Here is a 14,246-nt window from a genome sequence, read left to right as displayed (position 1 = left end):
CAAACAGGGCCGGCGGTATTAACCGTCCGGCCCTGCTGGCGATTACAGCGTGTTTCGGCTCAGATCGGCCATCAGGACTTTTGAGCGGCGCTGATAGTTGTACATCTCTTTTTTACTCTCCGGCAGCGACTCAATATCAACCGGCGTAAAGCCGCGTTCCTGGAACCAGTGAATACTGCGGGTGGTTAACACAAACAGCTTTTGCAGCCCCATCTGACGCGCCTGCAACGCCACGCGCTGCAGCAACATTTCACCACGCGATGAACTGCGATAGTCGGGATGGACCGCCACGCAGGCCATCTCACCGATCTTCTCATCCATAAAGGGATAGAGCGCGGCACAGGCGATAGTCAGATTGTCGCGCTGAATGATGGTGAATTTATCAATCTCCATTTCCAGCTGTTCGCGTGAGCGACGCACCAGAATGCCCTGTTGCTCCAGCGGCCGGATCAGTTCGAGGATGCCGCCGATATCATTGATATTGGCGCGACGGATTTGCTCAGCTGACTCCATCACAATCTGGGTGCCGATACCGTCGCGTGAGAACAGTTCCTGTAACAGCGCGCCATCTTCCTGATAGCTGATCAGATGGCTGCGACGCACGCCGCTGCGGCAGGCTTTAACCGCGCCGCGCAGGAAGCGGACGGTGCCGGAAAGGTAATCACCGCTGCTTTCAATCTCGTCAATGCGCGCCTGGGCATCATTCGGGAACAGTTCGGAGATGATATTCCCTTCGCTGTCCAGTGCACCCTGTTCAGAGCAGAAGCCGATCATCTTTTCCGCTTTGAGTTTAATCGCCAGTTGGGTCGCGACCTCTTCCGAAGTGAGGTTGAAACTCTCACCGGTCACTGACACCGCCACCGGACCAAGCAGCACAATCGCATCGTTATCCAGCTGACGATGAATCGCCTCTTCATCGATACGACGAATACGCCCGCTGTGACAATAATCGACGCCATCATCGACACCCAGCGGCTGGGCAATAATGAAGTTGCCGCTGACCACATTGATATGCGCGCCCTGCAACGGGGTGTTGTTGAGACTCATCGAAAGACGGGCGGTGATATCTAACTGCAGACGACCGGCCGCCTGCTTCACCAGCTCCAGCGATTGCGCGTCGGTGACCCGGGTAAACTTGTGGTAGACCGGCTCAAGCTGGTGTTCAGCGAGGCTGGCATCAATTTGCGGACGGGCGCCATAGACCACGACCAGGCGGATACCGAGGCTGTGCAGCAGGCCTATATCGTTAACGATGCCCGAGAAGTTCTCATGCTCGATCGCTTCGCCGCCCAGCATGATGACAAACGTCTTACCCCGGTGGGCATTGATATAGGGAACGGTATGGCGAAAACCCTGAACCAGTTCAGTACTACGTTCCTTCACAGCCAGCCCTCAGTGAATGTTTATTCGGATTTTTTGTATTTTTATTCTTTTCGCTGCAATTTTGCAAGCGCTAATCCTGACGAAAATTTACGTTTTTTCGGGTGTCAAAGCCGCTAACAGCCTGCATTATTTAGGGTTTCCGGGGTGACATCACCTTCTGGATTGGATAAAGTTTTCGCCGCCATTTGATTAACTGGCGCTTTTTTAGACATTACACAGCAGCTGGAGCGGCATGTCGGATTTTAATTCCCACTTTTCACGCAGACGATTTTTACAAGGAACCGGCGCGTTACTGTTGTTAAGCGTCAGCCGGGTCGGTATGGCCGCTAAAAACCATATCGTCGCGGTACGCATCTGGCCGTCATCAACCTATTCCCGTATGACGCTGGAATCGAATGTGGCATTGAAGTACAAGCAGTTTGCCCTGAGTCATCCGGAACGGCTGGTGATCGATATTGAAGGTCTGCATCTCAATACGGTACTGAAAGGCGTCGATAAGCAGGTGAGGGTGGATGACCCCTTCATCAAAAATGCGCGTGTCGGCCAGTTTGACAGCAATACGGTGCGGGTGGTGCTGGAGCTAAAGCGCAGCGTAGCGCCGAAGATCTTTAACCTGTCGCCGGTGGCGGGGATCAATCACCGGCTGGTGGTGGATCTCTATCCGAGCAAGGATCAGGTTGAAGACGATCCGCTGCTGGCGTTGCTGAGGGATTATAACCAGGGCGATCTTGAGAAAGATGAAACGGTGCAGGCACCGCTACCGGGTAAAGCCGGGCGCGATCGTCCGATCATTATCATGATCGATCCCGGCCATGGCGGCGAAGATCCGGGCGCGCACGGCAAATATAAAACCCGTGAGAAAGATATTGTGCTGAAGATCGGCCGGCGGCTGAAAGCGTTAATCGATAAAGAGGCCAACATGAAGGCCTACATGACGCGCAATGAAGATGTGTTTATTCCGTTGCGCGTCAGAGTGGCCAAAGCCCGCAAGCAGCGCGCCGATCTGTTCGTCTCAATTCATGCCGATGCGTTCACCAGCCGGGCGGCGCGTGGTTCCTCGGTATTTGCACTCTCTACCAGCGGCGCGACCTCAGCCGCGGCCCGTTTCCTGGCTCAGACCCAGAATGAATCTGACCTGATTGGCGGCGTCAGTAAGAGCGGCGATCGTTATCTCGACCATACCATGTTCGATATGGTGCAGCGGCAGACCATCCATGACAGCCTGAAGTTCGGCAAAGAGGTGCTGCACCGTATGGGGCGGATCAACCATCTGCACAAGCGTACGGTGGATCAGGCCGGGTTTGCGGTTCTGAAAGCGCCGGATATTCCATCTATCCTGGTGGAAACGGCTTTTATCAGTAACGTGGAAGAAGAGCGTAAGTTGCGCACCACCCGTTATCAGCATCAGGTGGCAGAGGCGATTTTGCAGGGAATCAAGGCATACGTGCAGAGTGGGGCGGCGCTGGCGCACCGATAAAGGTTTGCGGGTAGCCTGTGCTATCCGCTGCTGCTTAATGTCAGGCAGCGATGAAGATGAAATCAGGAACGGCAGAAACAAAAAAACACCCTTTCAGGTGTTTAAATGAGTGGTTGCGGGGGCCGGATTTGAACCGACGACCTTCGGGTTATGAGCCCGACGAGCTACCAGGCTGCTCCACCCCGCGTCCGTATTACTCTTTGCACTTATTTTTGCGCTTAGCGTCTTTCATATTTCTACTTCGGTAAACTGCTACAGAAGTATTGGTTGCGGGGGCCGGATTTGAACCGACGACCTTCGGGTTATGAGCCCGACGAGCTACCAGGCTGCTCCACCCCGCGTCCGTATTGCGCTTAGCGACTTTCACATTGTCACTTCTGTAAACTGCTGCAGAAGTATTGGTTGCGGGGGCCGGATTTGAACCGACGACCTTCGGGTTATGAGCCCGACGAGCTACCAGGCTGCTCCACCCCGCGTCCGTGGATGCGCACTATACTCCGCGCGTTATTTGATGCAACCCCTTTTTGCACATAAAGGTCAAATTTACAGTCAGTTGCTGAAGGAATCAACCATCTGGCGAATTATTGAACTGATGGCAAAGAGGAGAAAGCGGATGGATTTCATTCTGTCGGGCGCTTTGCTATCGTCGCGGGACGAACATTTATAAAAAGAGACAACAATGAAAGCACACTGGGCCAGGATTGCACTGACCGGCGCATTGATCGCGCTGCTGGCGAGCTGTAGTTCTAAACCGACCGATCGCGGTCAGCAATATAAAGATGGCAAACTGGAACAGCCGCTGGCGCTGGTTAATCAGCCGAATGCCAAAGGCAGCCCGGTGAATGGCCGGGACTTTGGCGAGCAGGTGCGCCAGATCCAGACCGCCTCGTCAGGGCTGTACAGTCGTCAGAATGGCACCTACAGCGCCATCGAAAGCTGGCTGATGGCCGGTGCGGATACCCGTCAGCTGCAGCAGTTTGGCCTGAATGCCTGGCAGATGGAAGGAACCGATAACTACGGTAACGTGCAGTTCACCGGCTACTACACGCCGGTGGTTGAAGCGCGCTATACCCGCCAGGGCGAATTCCAGTACCCGATTTACCGCATGCCGCCGCGTAAGCGCGGAGAAAAACTCCCGAGCCGCGCTTCTATCTATAGTGGCGGCCTCGACGATCGTTACGTCATCGCCTACAGCAACTCGCTGATTGATAATTTCATGATGGATGTGCAGGGCAGTGGTTACGTCGACTTTGGCGATGGTCGCCCGATGAGCTTCTTTGGTTACGCTGGCAAAAATGGCTGGGGCTACCACAGTATCGGCAAAGAGCTGATCGATCGTGGCGAAGTGAAGCGTGAAGATATGTCGATGCAGGCGATTCGCCAGTGGGCGCAGGAACACTCGCCGCAGGAAGTTCGTGCACTGCTGGAAACCAATCCGTCATTCGTCTTCTTTAAGCCAGAGCCGTTTGCGCCAGTACGGGGTGCCAGCGCGGTGCCGCTGGTGGCAAAAGCGTCGGTTGCGTCTGACCGCTCAATCATTCCGGCCGGTACGGCCCTGCTGGCGGAAGTGCCGCAGTTAAATGAGAAAGGCAAATTCAACGGCAAATATGAGATGCGCCTGATGGTCGCGCTGGATGTGGGTGGGGCGATTAAAGGCCAGCACTTCGACATCTATCAGGGGATTGGGCCGGATGCCGCCCATCTGGCCGGTTTCTATAACCACTATGGCCGCGTCTGGGTGCTGAAAGCCGCACCGGGTGCCGGACAACCGCTGTTCTCCAGCCCGCAAAACGGTAATAATGGTTCACTGCTACTCGGTTCCAACTAATTTCTTCTCTGCGGGCCTGCTGGCCCGCACGACGTTACAGGTTCAACTATGAAAGTGTTAAATGACGCCTGGCACCAGCGGTTTGGTGGCACGGCGCGTCTGTATGGTCAGGATGCGTTGCAGCGTTTTGCGGATGCGCATTTCTGTGTCATCGGCATTGGCGGCGTCGGCTCCTGGGCGGCTGAAGCGCTGGTGCGCACCGGTATTGGCAAAATCACCCTGATCGATATGGACGATGTTTGCATCACCAATACCAACCGACAGATTCACGCGCTCAATGGCAACGTCGGCAAAGCTAAAACCGAGGTGATGGCGGAACGTCTGCGCGCGATTAATCCCGATTGTGACGTGATCTGCATCGACGATTTTATTACGCCGGACAATACTGCAGAGCTGATGGCGGCCGGATTCGATTATGTGATCGATGCTATCGATAGCGTGCGGCCTAAAGCGGCGCTGATCGCCTGGTGCCGCCGTAACAAGATCCCGCTGATCACTACCGGTGGCGCGGGCGGTCAGATCGATCCCACCCAGATCCAGGTCGCCGATCTGGCTAAAACTATTCAGGATCCGCTGGCAGCAAAGCTGCGTGAGCGGCTGAAAACTTTTGGTGTGGTGAAAAACAGTAAGGGCAAACTCGGTATCGACTGCGTCTTTTCTACCGAGGCGCTGGTCTATCCGCAGCCGGACGGCAGCGTTTGTGCCTCACGCAGTACGGCAGAAGGGCCGAAAAGAATGGACTGTGCCGCCGGTTTTGGCGCGGCCACCATGGTGACCGCCACCTTCGGCTTTGTTGCCGTCTCTCACGCGCTGAAAAAATATCTGGCGCGCGCTGCCCGTCAGGCCTGATCGCGCGCCTGACGCGCCGCCTGCTGTACCGCCGTAGAGAGCGCCTGCAAACCACTGCTGCGCGAGGCGCTGAGCTGGGCGCGCAGGCCCAGCTGATCGAACAGCGCCAGCGGATCGTTTTCAAGCAGCGCTTGCGGTGTCTGGCCTTCCACCGCGGTTAGCAGCACGGCCAGCAGACCGCGCACGATGCGGCCTTCACTGTCGCCATAGAAGTGCAGGGTGCCATCCGGACGCAACTGGCTGCTCAGCCAGACCCGATTTTCGCAGCCACTCAGCTCAATCTCCGCTTTTTTTAGCGCTTCGGGTAATGCCGGGAGCTGGCGGCTCAGCTGAATCAGCTGACGATAGCGATCCTCCCACTGATGAAAGCGGCTAAACGTCTCCTTCAGGCTGGCAACCGTAATCAGATCGCCAAACGGGTGTGGCGCTAACAGCGGTGAACTCATGATTAAAACTCCGATAACAGCGAAATGGCGCTGCGCATAGCGCGCACCAGGGCATCAACATCCTGCAAATTATTATAGGGCGCAAATGAGGCGCGAAGCGTCCCGCTAACGCCGAGCGCCGCCAGCAGCGGCTGAGCGCAGTGCTGACCGGCACGTAAAGCGATACCCTGCTCAGCCAGCAGAGTGACGATATCGCTGTGGTGCAGGCCGGTGAATTCAAAGGCTAACAGGCTGGCATGGCCGCAGCGGAAACTGCGAAAGCCGGGTAATTCAGCCAACTGCTCCTCTGCCAGACTGGCGAGTTGCTGGCTCCAGCTCTCCGCTTTGGCCCGATCGTGCTGGCCCAGCCAGCTTAGCGCTGCGCTTAATCCCACCACACCCGCCACGTTAGGCGTTCCCGCTTCGAAGCGCCACGGTACCGGCTGAGGGGTAAAACCGTTGAAATCGACTTCAGTCAGCATCTTGCCGCCACCCTGCCACGGCACCATCTCCTCCAGCAGCGCAGCTTTGCCATACAACACGCCAATTCCCATCGGACCATAGATTTTATGACCGGAGAAGGCGTAGAAGTCGATATCCAGCGCCTGCACATCGGGTGGGCAGTGCACCACGCCCTGCGCGCCATCCACCATCACTTTGGCACCGACCGCATGCGCCAGCTGAATGGCCTGAGCGATATCGGGGCAGCCGCCGGTAACGTTGGACATCTGACTCACCGCCAGCAAGCGGGTACGGCCGTTCAGCAACGCCGGCAGCCGGGCGATATCCGGTAACCGATCGGCACCCAACGGCCATTTAACTACCCGGGCGCCGCAGGCCTGCGCCGCCATCAGCCACGGCACCAGATTCGCGTGGTGTTCTGCTTCGCTCACCACGATCTCATCGCCTGGCTGTAAGCGAGGTCGCAGCCAGCTGTTCGCCACCAGATTAATGGCTTCAGTGGTACCCCGCGTCCAGACAATCTGATGGCCATCAGCGGCGTTCAGCCAGCGCGCCACCTGACTACGCGCCTGCTCATAACGCTCGGTTAAGGCACGTGCGGCCGCAAACTGACTGCGGTGCACGGTACCGGCGCTCAGGCTGTAGAACTGCTGAATGCTGTCGATCACCGCCTGCGGCTTCAGCGTTGTCGCTGCGCTGTCGAGGTAGACGCCAGCATCGGCCAGTGCGGGAAACTGCTGGCGAAACGCGGTTGGGTTAAATACGGTCATACGCGGCCCATGATGAGAATAAATAGGACCAGACTGAAAGAGTGGTCTCTGTCTGGCAAAGCTGGAAAAGCGCGTTATGCTGATTATTGCAAGGTTTGAACCAAACCCGCACAACGATCGAACAATATTTGGTCGATCACACTTATCTGCTGCCTATGGTTAGCGTAACGCGGGTGGTTTGATGCAATCAATCTGCAAGGAGATAGAAGATGAAAAAACTCACCGCAGTGCTGGCCGTGTGTACTCTGGCCTTTACCCTGACTGCCTGTTCCAGCAACTATGTCATGCACACCAATGATGGACGCACCATTGTTGCCGACGGCAAACCTAAGGTAGACGATGAAACCGGTATGATCAGCTATAAAGATGCCAATGGCAACGAGCAGCAGATCAACCGCACCGATGTCAAAGAAATGGTTGAGATGGGTCAGTAATTAAGCAAAAAAAAGCACCGCAATTTGCGGTGCTATTTAAAAATCACTATGGACAGACAGGGTAAATCTACAGGAATTAAGAGCTTGATCCGCAACAGTCGGATCAAAAATTGCAAACACAACATCACGACCACAAGCCAAAAGCTTTCAGAAAATCTGCGAACTCACTCACAACTCTAAAAACTTTTCGTTCCGGCTCAGGAAGTGCGGCAACTATAGGTATTTGCTGGAGGTTCCTCAACGGACAAATTATAATGCCTCGGATTAAAAATTCTAATACGTAAAGGCTGCATATAAGCCCGCGTATTTTTCGCCGATCCGGATACGGAAAACCATGTCGAAACGCCTTCCTCCTCTCAACGCACTGCGGGTATTTGATGCCGCCGCGCGCCATTTAAGCTTTACCAAAGCCGCTGAAGAGCTTTTCGTCACCCAGGCAGCTGTAAGCCATCAGATTAAATCTCTGGAAGATTTTCTCGGTCTTAAGCTGTTTCGCCGGAGGAATCGTTCGCTTTTGTTGACCGAAGAAGGGCAAAGCTACTATCTGGATATTAAAGAGATCTTCTCGGCGCTCAATGAAGCCACCCGCAAACTACAGGCACGCAGTGCCAAGGGTGCGCTGACCGTCAGCTTACTGCCCAGCTTTGCGATTCAGTGGCTGGTGCCACGCCTCTCCAGCTTTAATATGGCTTATCCGGGGATCGACGTGCGTATTCAGGCTGTCGACCGTGATGAAGAGAAGCTGGCCGATGATGTCGATGTGGCGATTTTTTATGGCCGCGGTAACTGGCCAGGCCTGCGGGTTGAGAAGCTCTATGCAGAATATTTATTGCCGGTCTGCTCGCCTTCGTTGATGACCGGCGAAAACCCACTTAAAACGCCAATGGATCTGTCGCGATTTACGCTGCTGCACGATGCTTCACGACGTGACTGGCAATCGTATATCCGCCAGCTTGGCCTGCAGCACATCAACGTTCAGCAAGGTCCTATCTTCAGCCACAGTGCCATGGTACTGCAGGCGGCCATCCACGGGCAGGGCGTAGCGCTGGCCAATAATGTGATGGCGCAGAGCGAAATTGAAGCTGGCCGATTGATCTGTCCGTTCAACGACGTATTAGTCAGTAAAAACGCTTTTTATCTGGTTTGTCATGACAGTCAGGCAGAACTGGGTAAAATAGCCGCCTTTCGACAGTGGATCCTGGCAAAAGCTGCAACCGAACAAGAAAAATTCCGCTTTCGATATCAACAATAACGTCTTGATTTAATTGCATTGCGATGCAAACGCACTCTGAGGATCGTTTCATGTCCAGTCGTGCCATGTTTATTTTTGCTGCCATTAGCGGATTTTTGCTGGTGGCGTTTGGCGCTTTTGGTGCCCACGTATTGAGTAAATCGCTCGGACCGGCGGAAATGGCCTGGATTCATACCGGGCTGGAATATCAGGCTTACCACACCTTAGCGGTGATGGGGCTGGGTGCGGCAATGTTACGCCGCGCCAATATCTGGTTTTACTGGAGCAGTGCGCTGATGGCGCTCGGCACCGTACTGTTCAGCGGCAGTCTCTACTGTCTGGCGCTGTCACATCTGAAATTTTGGGTTTTTATCACGCCAGTGGGAGGATTATGCTTCCTTGCGGGTTGGGTATTGATGTTGATTGGCGCGCTGCGTCTTAAACGAAGGGCAGAACGCCATGAATAAAGTTTTACTCTATTGCCGTCCCGGTTTTGAAAAAGAGTGTGCGGCAGAAATCAGTGCGAAAGCCGCTGAACGCGAAGTCTACGGTTTCCCGCGGGTTAAAGATGACTCGGGCTATGTGCTGTTTGAGTGTTATCAGTTTGAGGACGCCGAACGACTGGTGCGTGAGTTGCCGTTTGACGACCTGATCTTTGCGCGTCAGATGCTGGTGGTCGGCGAGCTGCTGCGCGACCTGCCGCAGGAAGATCGGATCACGCCAATCGTCGGCATGCTGACCGGCGTGGTCGAAAAGGGCGGCGAACTGCGCGTTGAGGTGCCAGACACCAACGAAGCGAAAGAGCTGACCAAATTCTGCCGCAAGTTCACCGTGCCGCTGCGTTCCGCGCTGCGTGAAAGCAAAATTCTGTTGAACTACGAAAGCCCGAAACGTCCGGTGGTGCACGTATTTTTCATTGCGCCGGGTACCTGTTACGTGGGCTATTCATTGCCAGAAAACAGTTCGTCTTTTTATATGGGCATTCCGCGGCTTAAGTTCCCGTCCGATGCGCCGAGCCGTTCAACCCTTAAGCTGGAAGAGGCGTTTCACGTCTTTATCCCGGCGGACGAATGGGATGAGCGTCTGGCCAGCGGCATGTATGCTGTCGATCTCGGTGCCTGTCCTGGCGGCTGGACCTACCAACTGGTGCAGCGCAGCATGATGGTGTATGCGGTCGATAACGGTCCGATGGCGCCGAGCCTGATGGAGACCGGGCAGGTGATGCATGAACGCGTTGATGGATTCAAATTCCGCCCGCCGCGCACCAACATTAGCTGGCTGGTGTGTGACATGGTTGAGAAACCGGTACGGGTAGCGAACCTGATGACCGACTGGCTGGTCAACGGCTGGTGCCGCGAGGCGATCTTCAACCTCAAGTTGCCAATGAAAAAGCGTTACGAAGAGGTGACGCAGAATCTGGCGATGATTGAAGAGCGACTCAGTGAGAACGGCATCAATGCGCAGATCCGGGCGCGTCAGCTCTATCACGATCGCGAAGAGGTCACGGTACACATTCGTCGTATCTGGGCGGCAGTCGGTGGTCGTCGCGACGAACGCTGATCAAACGGCTGAGTGTTTCGGCACTCAGCCGCTGTAACGCAACGTATTCAGATTACCCTGCAACACTAAATCCCGCTTCAGCGTGGCCACCTGGCGACTGATCTCAGCCATCCGCTGGCCGCTGGCTAATTTGTCACGCCATTTTGTCGGCACCTGATCCAGTTGCTGATAGATCCCGTCCAGCGAATGAAACTCTGCCAGCAGTTGTTTTGCGCTTTTAGGGCCGATACCAGCAATGCCTGGGATCTTACTGCTGCTGATGCCACACAATCCCCAAAAATCGGGTAACAGCTGCGGCGCAACGCCATATTCAGCTTCGATAAACGGCAGATCGAGCCAGCGCTTCTGGAAGTAGTCACGAATACGGATTTCCGGCGCCAGTAGCTGACAGTAGCCTTTGTCCGTTGACACGATGGTGGCCTGATGTCCGGCCTGCGCCATTTTTACCGCCAGCGTCGCGGCTAAATCATCCGCCTCATCCTGATCGGCAATCCAGCAGCTGACGCCTGCGGCGCGAAAAGCCTGTTGCAGCGCCGGCATCTCCGCCTGTAAATCTTCCGGCATCGGCGGACGGCCGCTTTTGTAATCCGGTAATAACTGGTGACGCCAGCCCTGATGCCGGGTTTCACCATCAAACACCGCCACTACGTGGGTCGGGCGGGTATGCCCCAATAGTTGACGCAGTGCCGCCACGCAGCCATCGACGCACGGCGATCCTTGTACCGCATGCAGACGGCGTATCAGGTTTAACGCATCTACGATAAGAAGATGAAAAGCCATGAGAATATCGGCAGCCCAATGGCTGCCTCCTGGTTTATTTGATGATTTCGTAGCAGGGGATGTAGGCGGTACCCGGCAGCTTCATACGTTGCTGCGCGACAAATCCCTGTAGCAGTTCGTCCATGCGATGCATGATGTCGGCGTCGCCATGCAGCTTATAGCGGCCTTTCTCGCGAATTTCGCGGATACCCATCTCTTTCACGTTACCGGCCACGATGCCTGAAAAGGCGCGACGCAAATCGGCGGCCAGTTTTTCCGGCGGCTGGTTGGTGTAGAGGTTGAGGTTGGCCATATTTTCATGGGTCGGCAGGAAGGGTACCTGCAGATCCGGCGCAATACGAATCGACCAGTTAAAGCTGTAGGCGTCGCCGGTTTCGCGTCGATACTCTTTAACCTGCGGCATCGCCTGCTTCATCAGACGCGCCACTTCAGCGGCATCGTTAATGATGATCTGATAGTGCTTGCGCGCCTGCTCGCCCAGCGTACTGACGATGAAGTCATCCAGCACCCGGAAGTAATCCGCACTCTCTTCAGGTCCGGTCAGGATCAGCGGTAACACTTGATCGCTGTTGTGCGGATTCATCATGATGCCGAGCAGATAGAGCAGTTCTTCTGCGGTACCGACCCCGCCTGGGAAGATAATGATGCCGTGCGCGATGCGGACAAACGCCTCAAGACGCTTTTCGATGTCCGGCATAATGATCAGCTCATTCACCAGCGGATTCGGCGGCTCGGCAGCAATGATTGACGGTTCTGTCAGACCAATAAAACGGCTGTCACGGTAGCGCTGCTGAGCGTGGCCTACCGCCGCTCCTTTCATTGGCGCTTCCATTACGCCCGGTCCGCAGCCGGTACAGATGTTCAGTTCACGCAGCCCCAGCTGGGTGCCGACGTTACGGCAATACTGATATTCAACGGCGTTGATCGAGTGGCCACCCCAGCACACCACGGTGTTGGGATACTCGCCAATGTGCAACGCCCGGGCATTACGCAGAATTGAAAAGACGGTATTGGTGATAGCGGCGGAATCATTCTCTTCGGCTGCGCTTAAACGGCCTGGAGCGTTGAGCTGGCCGCTGACAAACAGAATATCGCGCAGCACCGCAAACAGGTTGGCCTGCAGCGAACGGATGATGCGTCCATCAACAAACGCCTCTTCCGGTGGATTGATCAGCTCCAGTTTGACGCCGCGTTCACGACGCAGCACGTTGATATCAAAATTCTCAAAGCGGGAGAGTAATTCGTGGCTGCTGTCGGTCTGGCTGCCAGAGTTCAGCACCGCCAGCGAGCAGTTGCGAAACAGTTGGTACAGGTCGCTGCTGGCCGTGCGTTTCAGCATATCGACTTCCAGCTGCGAGAGCAGATCCATTGAGCCAAGAGGGCTGATATGGGTAATCAAATGAACTCCTTTACACCCGCCTGGGTGACAGTTGACACTGCAATCGCAGTGACGAAAATCCCTGGTCGGCAACCCGCAGATTGCCGCCATCTCCAGAGTAGCCTTGTCGGCCAGCGTAGCTCAAGTGGAACCGCGCCTGCAGCGCACAGCCTGCGAGAGATCTCGCAAACTACTGGCGAACCAGACGCGAATAGCCCGGAGTGAAGGGCACATTGCTCCGCCACGGGTTAATATCGAGTCCGCCACGGCGCGTATAGCGCGCATAGACCGTCAGCGCCTCAGGGTGGCAGAAACGCAGCACGTCATTAAAGATGCGTTCGACGCACTGTTCATGGAATTCGTTGTGCTGACGGAACGACACCAGATAGCGCAGCAGCGCTTCACGGTCGATACGCGGGCCTTTATAACGAATCATCACTGAACCCCAGTCAGGCTGATGGGTGATCAGGCAGTTCGATTTGAGCAGATGGCTGACCAGCGTCTCTTCGACGATCTCGCTGCCGGTGGCATCGGCCAGGTAGTCGGCATTGAAGCGGTAATCGTCAATCGCGATATCCTGCTCATCGATGCAGTAGCCGTCGAAATGGCCGATCGGCTGTCCTTCGACTTCATTCAGCCGGAACAGCGCGACCCGCACCTCACCTTCAGCGCAGGCGCTCAGATCGCGCTCCAGCGTCTGGCGTACTTCGCCCCAGTCGGCGAAGCGGGTCTGGTTGAAACTGTTAAGATAGAGCTTAAAGCTTTTCGATTCGATCAGATTGCGGCTCTGCGCATCCAGCACCACTTCACCGACGGCGACCTGTGGCAGCCCTTTGCTGTTAAGCCACGACAGTTCATATAAGGTCCAGATGTCACCACCGGTAAACGGCAGGCTATCAGGATACAGGCCGAGCGGTTCACGGTTCAGGCTACGCGGCACCGCCTGCAACAAACTGTTGTCATAGCGATCGTGATAGGCTGTGGGTTTGCCCAGCGTCAGGTTGCTGAGGGCCTGATCCTGTTCGTGAGTAGTCATTGCGGTTACCACCAAAATTAATCAAAGTGGCTAAGTGTAACCTATCAGAAGTGAGAATATGAATGACGCAGCAAACTGCCGCCGCACTGCGCGACTTTACTAACCGCTATTGCCAGCACTGGCAGCAGCACACGGGCCATGCGCCAGCCAGCAGCGATCTGTATGGCGTGCCGTCGCCTTGTGCGCTGGAAGATCGTGACCAGCGTGTCCTGTGGCAGCCACAGCCCTTTAGCCTGCCGCCCAGTCTCGACGCGGTAGGACGGGCGATCGACCTCCAGTTGCAACCGCAGATCACCACGTTTTACACCACTCAGTTCGCCGGAGACATGCAGGCCCGTTTCCAGCAACGGAAGCTGACGCTTTTGCAGGTGTGGAGTGAAGAGGATTTCCTGCGACTGCAGGAGAATCTGATTGGCCATTTACTGATGCAGCGCCGCCTGCGCCAGTCGCCAACGCTGTTTATCGCCACCACGGAATCAGAACAGGAGATCGTCTCTTTATCGAACCTCAGCGGGGAAGTGGTTCTGGAGCAGCCGGGCCGTAAACAGCGTGAAGTTTTAGCCGGAAATATTGAGATATTTCTTAAGTTATTACAGCCGGTTACCGAGTGACTTGCAGTGATCGCCTGGCTTG

At 55.5% G+C, this 14,246-nt stretch carries 14 protein-coding genes and 3 tRNA genes; 8 read left to right on the top strand and 9 right to left on the bottom strand.

Annotation, left to right across the window (positions count from 1 at the left end):
- Positions 1–42: 42 nt before the first annotated feature.
- Positions 43–1,383 carry an amino-acid N-acetyltransferase gene (argA, locus tag FHW04_RS12165; RefSeq protein WP_031374711.1) on the bottom strand — a complete coding sequence of 447 codons (1,341 nt, stop codon included), beginning with the start codon at positions 1,381–1,383 and terminating at the stop codon, positions 43–45.
- A gap of 232 nt (positions 1,384–1,615) precedes the next feature.
- On the opposite strand from argA, the gene amiC reads away from it, so the two are divergent.
- Complete coding sequence (gene amiC / locus FHW04_RS12160) at positions 1,616–2,860, top strand: N-acetylmuramoyl-L-alanine amidase AmiC (RefSeq protein ID WP_082097605.1); 1,245 nt, start codon at positions 1,616–1,618, stop codon at positions 2,858–2,860.
- 110 nt (positions 2,861–2,970) lie between these two features.
- Here the strand turns inward: amiC and FHW04_RS12155 are convergent.
- The 3 genes from FHW04_RS12155 to FHW04_RS12145 form a co-directional block, all read right to left on the bottom strand.
- Positions 2,971–3,047 (bottom strand) — tRNA-Met (locus tag FHW04_RS12155).
- 77 nt (positions 3,048–3,124) lie between these two features.
- Positions 3,125–3,201: transfer RNA gene (locus FHW04_RS12150), tRNA-Met, on the bottom strand.
- 58 nt (positions 3,202–3,259) lie between these two features.
- Positions 3,260–3,336, bottom strand: a tRNA-Met gene (locus FHW04_RS12145).
- Between the two features lie 203 nt (positions 3,337–3,539).
- Between FHW04_RS12145 and mltA the strand changes: the two genes are divergently transcribed.
- A complete protein-coding gene (gene mltA, locus FHW04_RS12140; RefSeq protein WP_031374712.1) occupies positions 3,540–4,688 on the top strand; it encodes a murein transglycosylase A in 1,149 nt (382 codons plus the stop codon).
- A gap of 48 nt (positions 4,689–4,736) precedes the next feature.
- Positions 4,737–5,537 (top strand): tRNA cyclic N6-threonylcarbamoyladenosine(37) synthase TcdA, encoded by an 801-nt coding sequence (gene tcdA / locus FHW04_RS12135; protein WP_031374713.1) that lies wholly within the window; start codon positions 4,737–4,739, stop codon positions 5,535–5,537.
- Here the strand turns inward: tcdA and csdE are convergent.
- Both csdE and csdA read right to left on the bottom strand, forming a co-directional pair.
- Positions 5,528–5,983 carry a cysteine desulfurase sulfur acceptor subunit CsdE gene (gene csdE / locus FHW04_RS12130; RefSeq protein ID WP_031374714.1) on the bottom strand — a complete coding sequence of 152 codons (456 nt, stop codon included), beginning with the start codon at positions 5,981–5,983 and terminating at the stop codon, positions 5,528–5,530. The genes tcdA and csdE overlap by 10 nt on opposite strands.
- A 2-nt stretch (positions 5,984–5,985) precedes the next feature.
- Entirely contained in the window at positions 5,986–7,194 is a 1,209-nt protein-coding gene (gene csdA, locus FHW04_RS12125) for a cysteine desulfurase CsdA (protein ID WP_031374715.1), read from the bottom strand.
- A 209-nt stretch (positions 7,195–7,403) separates the two neighbouring features.
- On the opposite strand from csdA, the gene FHW04_RS12120 reads away from it, so the two are divergent.
- The 4 genes from FHW04_RS12120 to rlmM all read left to right on the top strand — a co-directional run bounded on the left by FHW04_RS12120 (position 7,404) and on the right by rlmM (position 10,419).
- Positions 7,404–7,628, top strand: coding sequence for a YgdI/YgdR family lipoprotein (locus tag FHW04_RS12120; RefSeq protein ID WP_031374716.1), 225 nt, complete (start codon positions 7,404–7,406; stop codon positions 7,626–7,628).
- A gap of 334 nt (positions 7,629–7,962) precedes the next feature.
- Positions 7,963–8,880, top strand: a complete 918-nt coding sequence (locus tag FHW04_RS12115; protein WP_031374717.1) for a transcriptional regulator GcvA — start codon at positions 7,963–7,965, stop codon at positions 8,878–8,880.
- 50 nt (positions 8,881–8,930) lie between these two features.
- The gene (locus FHW04_RS12110) at positions 8,931–9,326 is read left to right on the top strand and encodes a DUF423 domain-containing protein (protein WP_031374718.1); all 396 of its coding nucleotides are present in this window, start codon (positions 8,931–8,933) and stop codon (positions 9,324–9,326) included.
- Entirely contained in the window at positions 9,319–10,419 is a 1,101-nt protein-coding gene (rlmM, locus tag FHW04_RS12105) for a 23S rRNA (cytidine(2498)-2'-O)-methyltransferase RlmM (RefSeq protein WP_031374719.1), read from the top strand. The genes FHW04_RS12110 and rlmM overlap by 8 nt, the downstream gene beginning before the upstream one ends.
- 24 nt (positions 10,420–10,443) lie before the next feature.
- Here the strand turns inward: rlmM and xni are convergent, their stop codons facing one another.
- The 3 genes from xni to queF all read right to left on the bottom strand — a co-directional run bounded on the left by xni (position 10,444) and on the right by queF (position 13,613).
- Positions 10,444–11,199 carry a flap endonuclease Xni gene (gene xni / locus FHW04_RS12100; protein WP_031374720.1) on the bottom strand — a complete coding sequence of 252 codons (756 nt, stop codon included), beginning with the start codon at positions 11,197–11,199 and terminating at the stop codon, positions 10,444–10,446.
- A gap of 34 nt (positions 11,200–11,233) precedes the next feature.
- Entirely contained in the window at positions 11,234–12,598 is a 1,365-nt protein-coding gene (gene ppnN, locus FHW04_RS12095) for a nucleotide 5'-monophosphate nucleosidase PpnN (RefSeq protein ID WP_031374721.1), read from the bottom strand.
- A 169-nt stretch (positions 12,599–12,767) separates the two neighbouring features.
- The gene (gene queF / locus FHW04_RS12090; RefSeq protein ID WP_089561196.1) at positions 12,768–13,613 is read right to left on the bottom strand and encodes an NADPH-dependent 7-cyano-7-deazaguanine reductase QueF; all 846 of its coding nucleotides are present in this window, start codon (positions 13,611–13,613) and stop codon (positions 12,768–12,770) included.
- Between the two features lie 62 nt (positions 13,614–13,675).
- Here queF and syd point away from each other — a divergent pair, with 62 nt between their 5' ends.
- Positions 13,676–14,224 (top strand): SecY-interacting protein, encoded by a 549-nt coding sequence (gene syd, locus FHW04_RS12085; RefSeq protein ID WP_089561195.1) that lies wholly within the window; start codon positions 13,676–13,678, stop codon positions 14,222–14,224.
- The last annotated feature ends 22 nt before the right edge of the window (positions 14,225–14,246 follow it).

Origin of the sequence: Pantoea sp. AN62 (genome assembly GCF_050432985.1) — a bacterium.
Lineage (GTDB): Bacteria > Pseudomonadota > Gammaproteobacteria > Enterobacterales > Enterobacteriaceae > Pantoea > Pantoea brenneri.
This window is presented reverse-complemented; position numbering and strand designations above follow the sequence as displayed.

Excerpts from the sequence above, each read along its gene's own strand:
- FHW04_RS12115 (WP_031374717.1), top strand. The coding sequence starts at position 7,963 with ATGTCGAAACGCCTTCCTCCTCTCAACGCACTGCGGGTATTTGATGCC.
- mltA (WP_031374712.1), top strand. The coding sequence starts at position 3,540 with ATGAAAGCACACTGGGCCAGGATTGCACTGACCGGCGCATTGATCGCG.
- csdE (WP_031374714.1), bottom strand. The coding sequence starts at position 5,983 with ATGAGTTCACCGCTGTTAGCGCCACACCCGTTTGGCGATCTGATTACG.
- tcdA (WP_031374713.1), top strand. The coding sequence starts at position 4,737 with ATGAAAGTGTTAAATGACGCCTGGCACCAGCGGTTTGGTGGCACGGCG.
- csdA (WP_031374715.1), bottom strand. The coding sequence starts at position 7,194 with ATGACCGTATTTAACCCAACCGCGTTTCGCCAGCAGTTTCCCGCACTG.
- FHW04_RS12110 (WP_031374718.1), top strand. The coding sequence starts at position 8,931 with ATGTCCAGTCGTGCCATGTTTATTTTTGCTGCCATTAGCGGATTTTTG.
- syd (WP_089561195.1), top strand. The coding sequence starts at position 13,676 with ATGACGCAGCAAACTGCCGCCGCACTGCGCGACTTTACTAACCGCTAT.
- xni (WP_031374720.1), bottom strand. The coding sequence starts at position 11,199 with ATGGCTTTTCATCTTCTTATCGTAGATGCGTTAAACCTGATACGCCGT.
- rlmM (WP_031374719.1), top strand. The coding sequence starts at position 9,319 with ATGAATAAAGTTTTACTCTATTGCCGTCCCGGTTTTGAAAAAGAGTGT.
- amiC (WP_082097605.1), top strand. The coding sequence starts at position 1,616 with ATGTCGGATTTTAATTCCCACTTTTCACGCAGACGATTTTTACAAGGA.
- queF (WP_089561196.1), bottom strand. The coding sequence starts at position 13,613 with ATGACTACTCACGAACAGGATCAGGCCCTCAGCAACCTGACGCTGGGC.
- FHW04_RS12120 (WP_031374716.1), top strand. The coding sequence starts at position 7,404 with ATGAAAAAACTCACCGCAGTGCTGGCCGTGTGTACTCTGGCCTTTACC.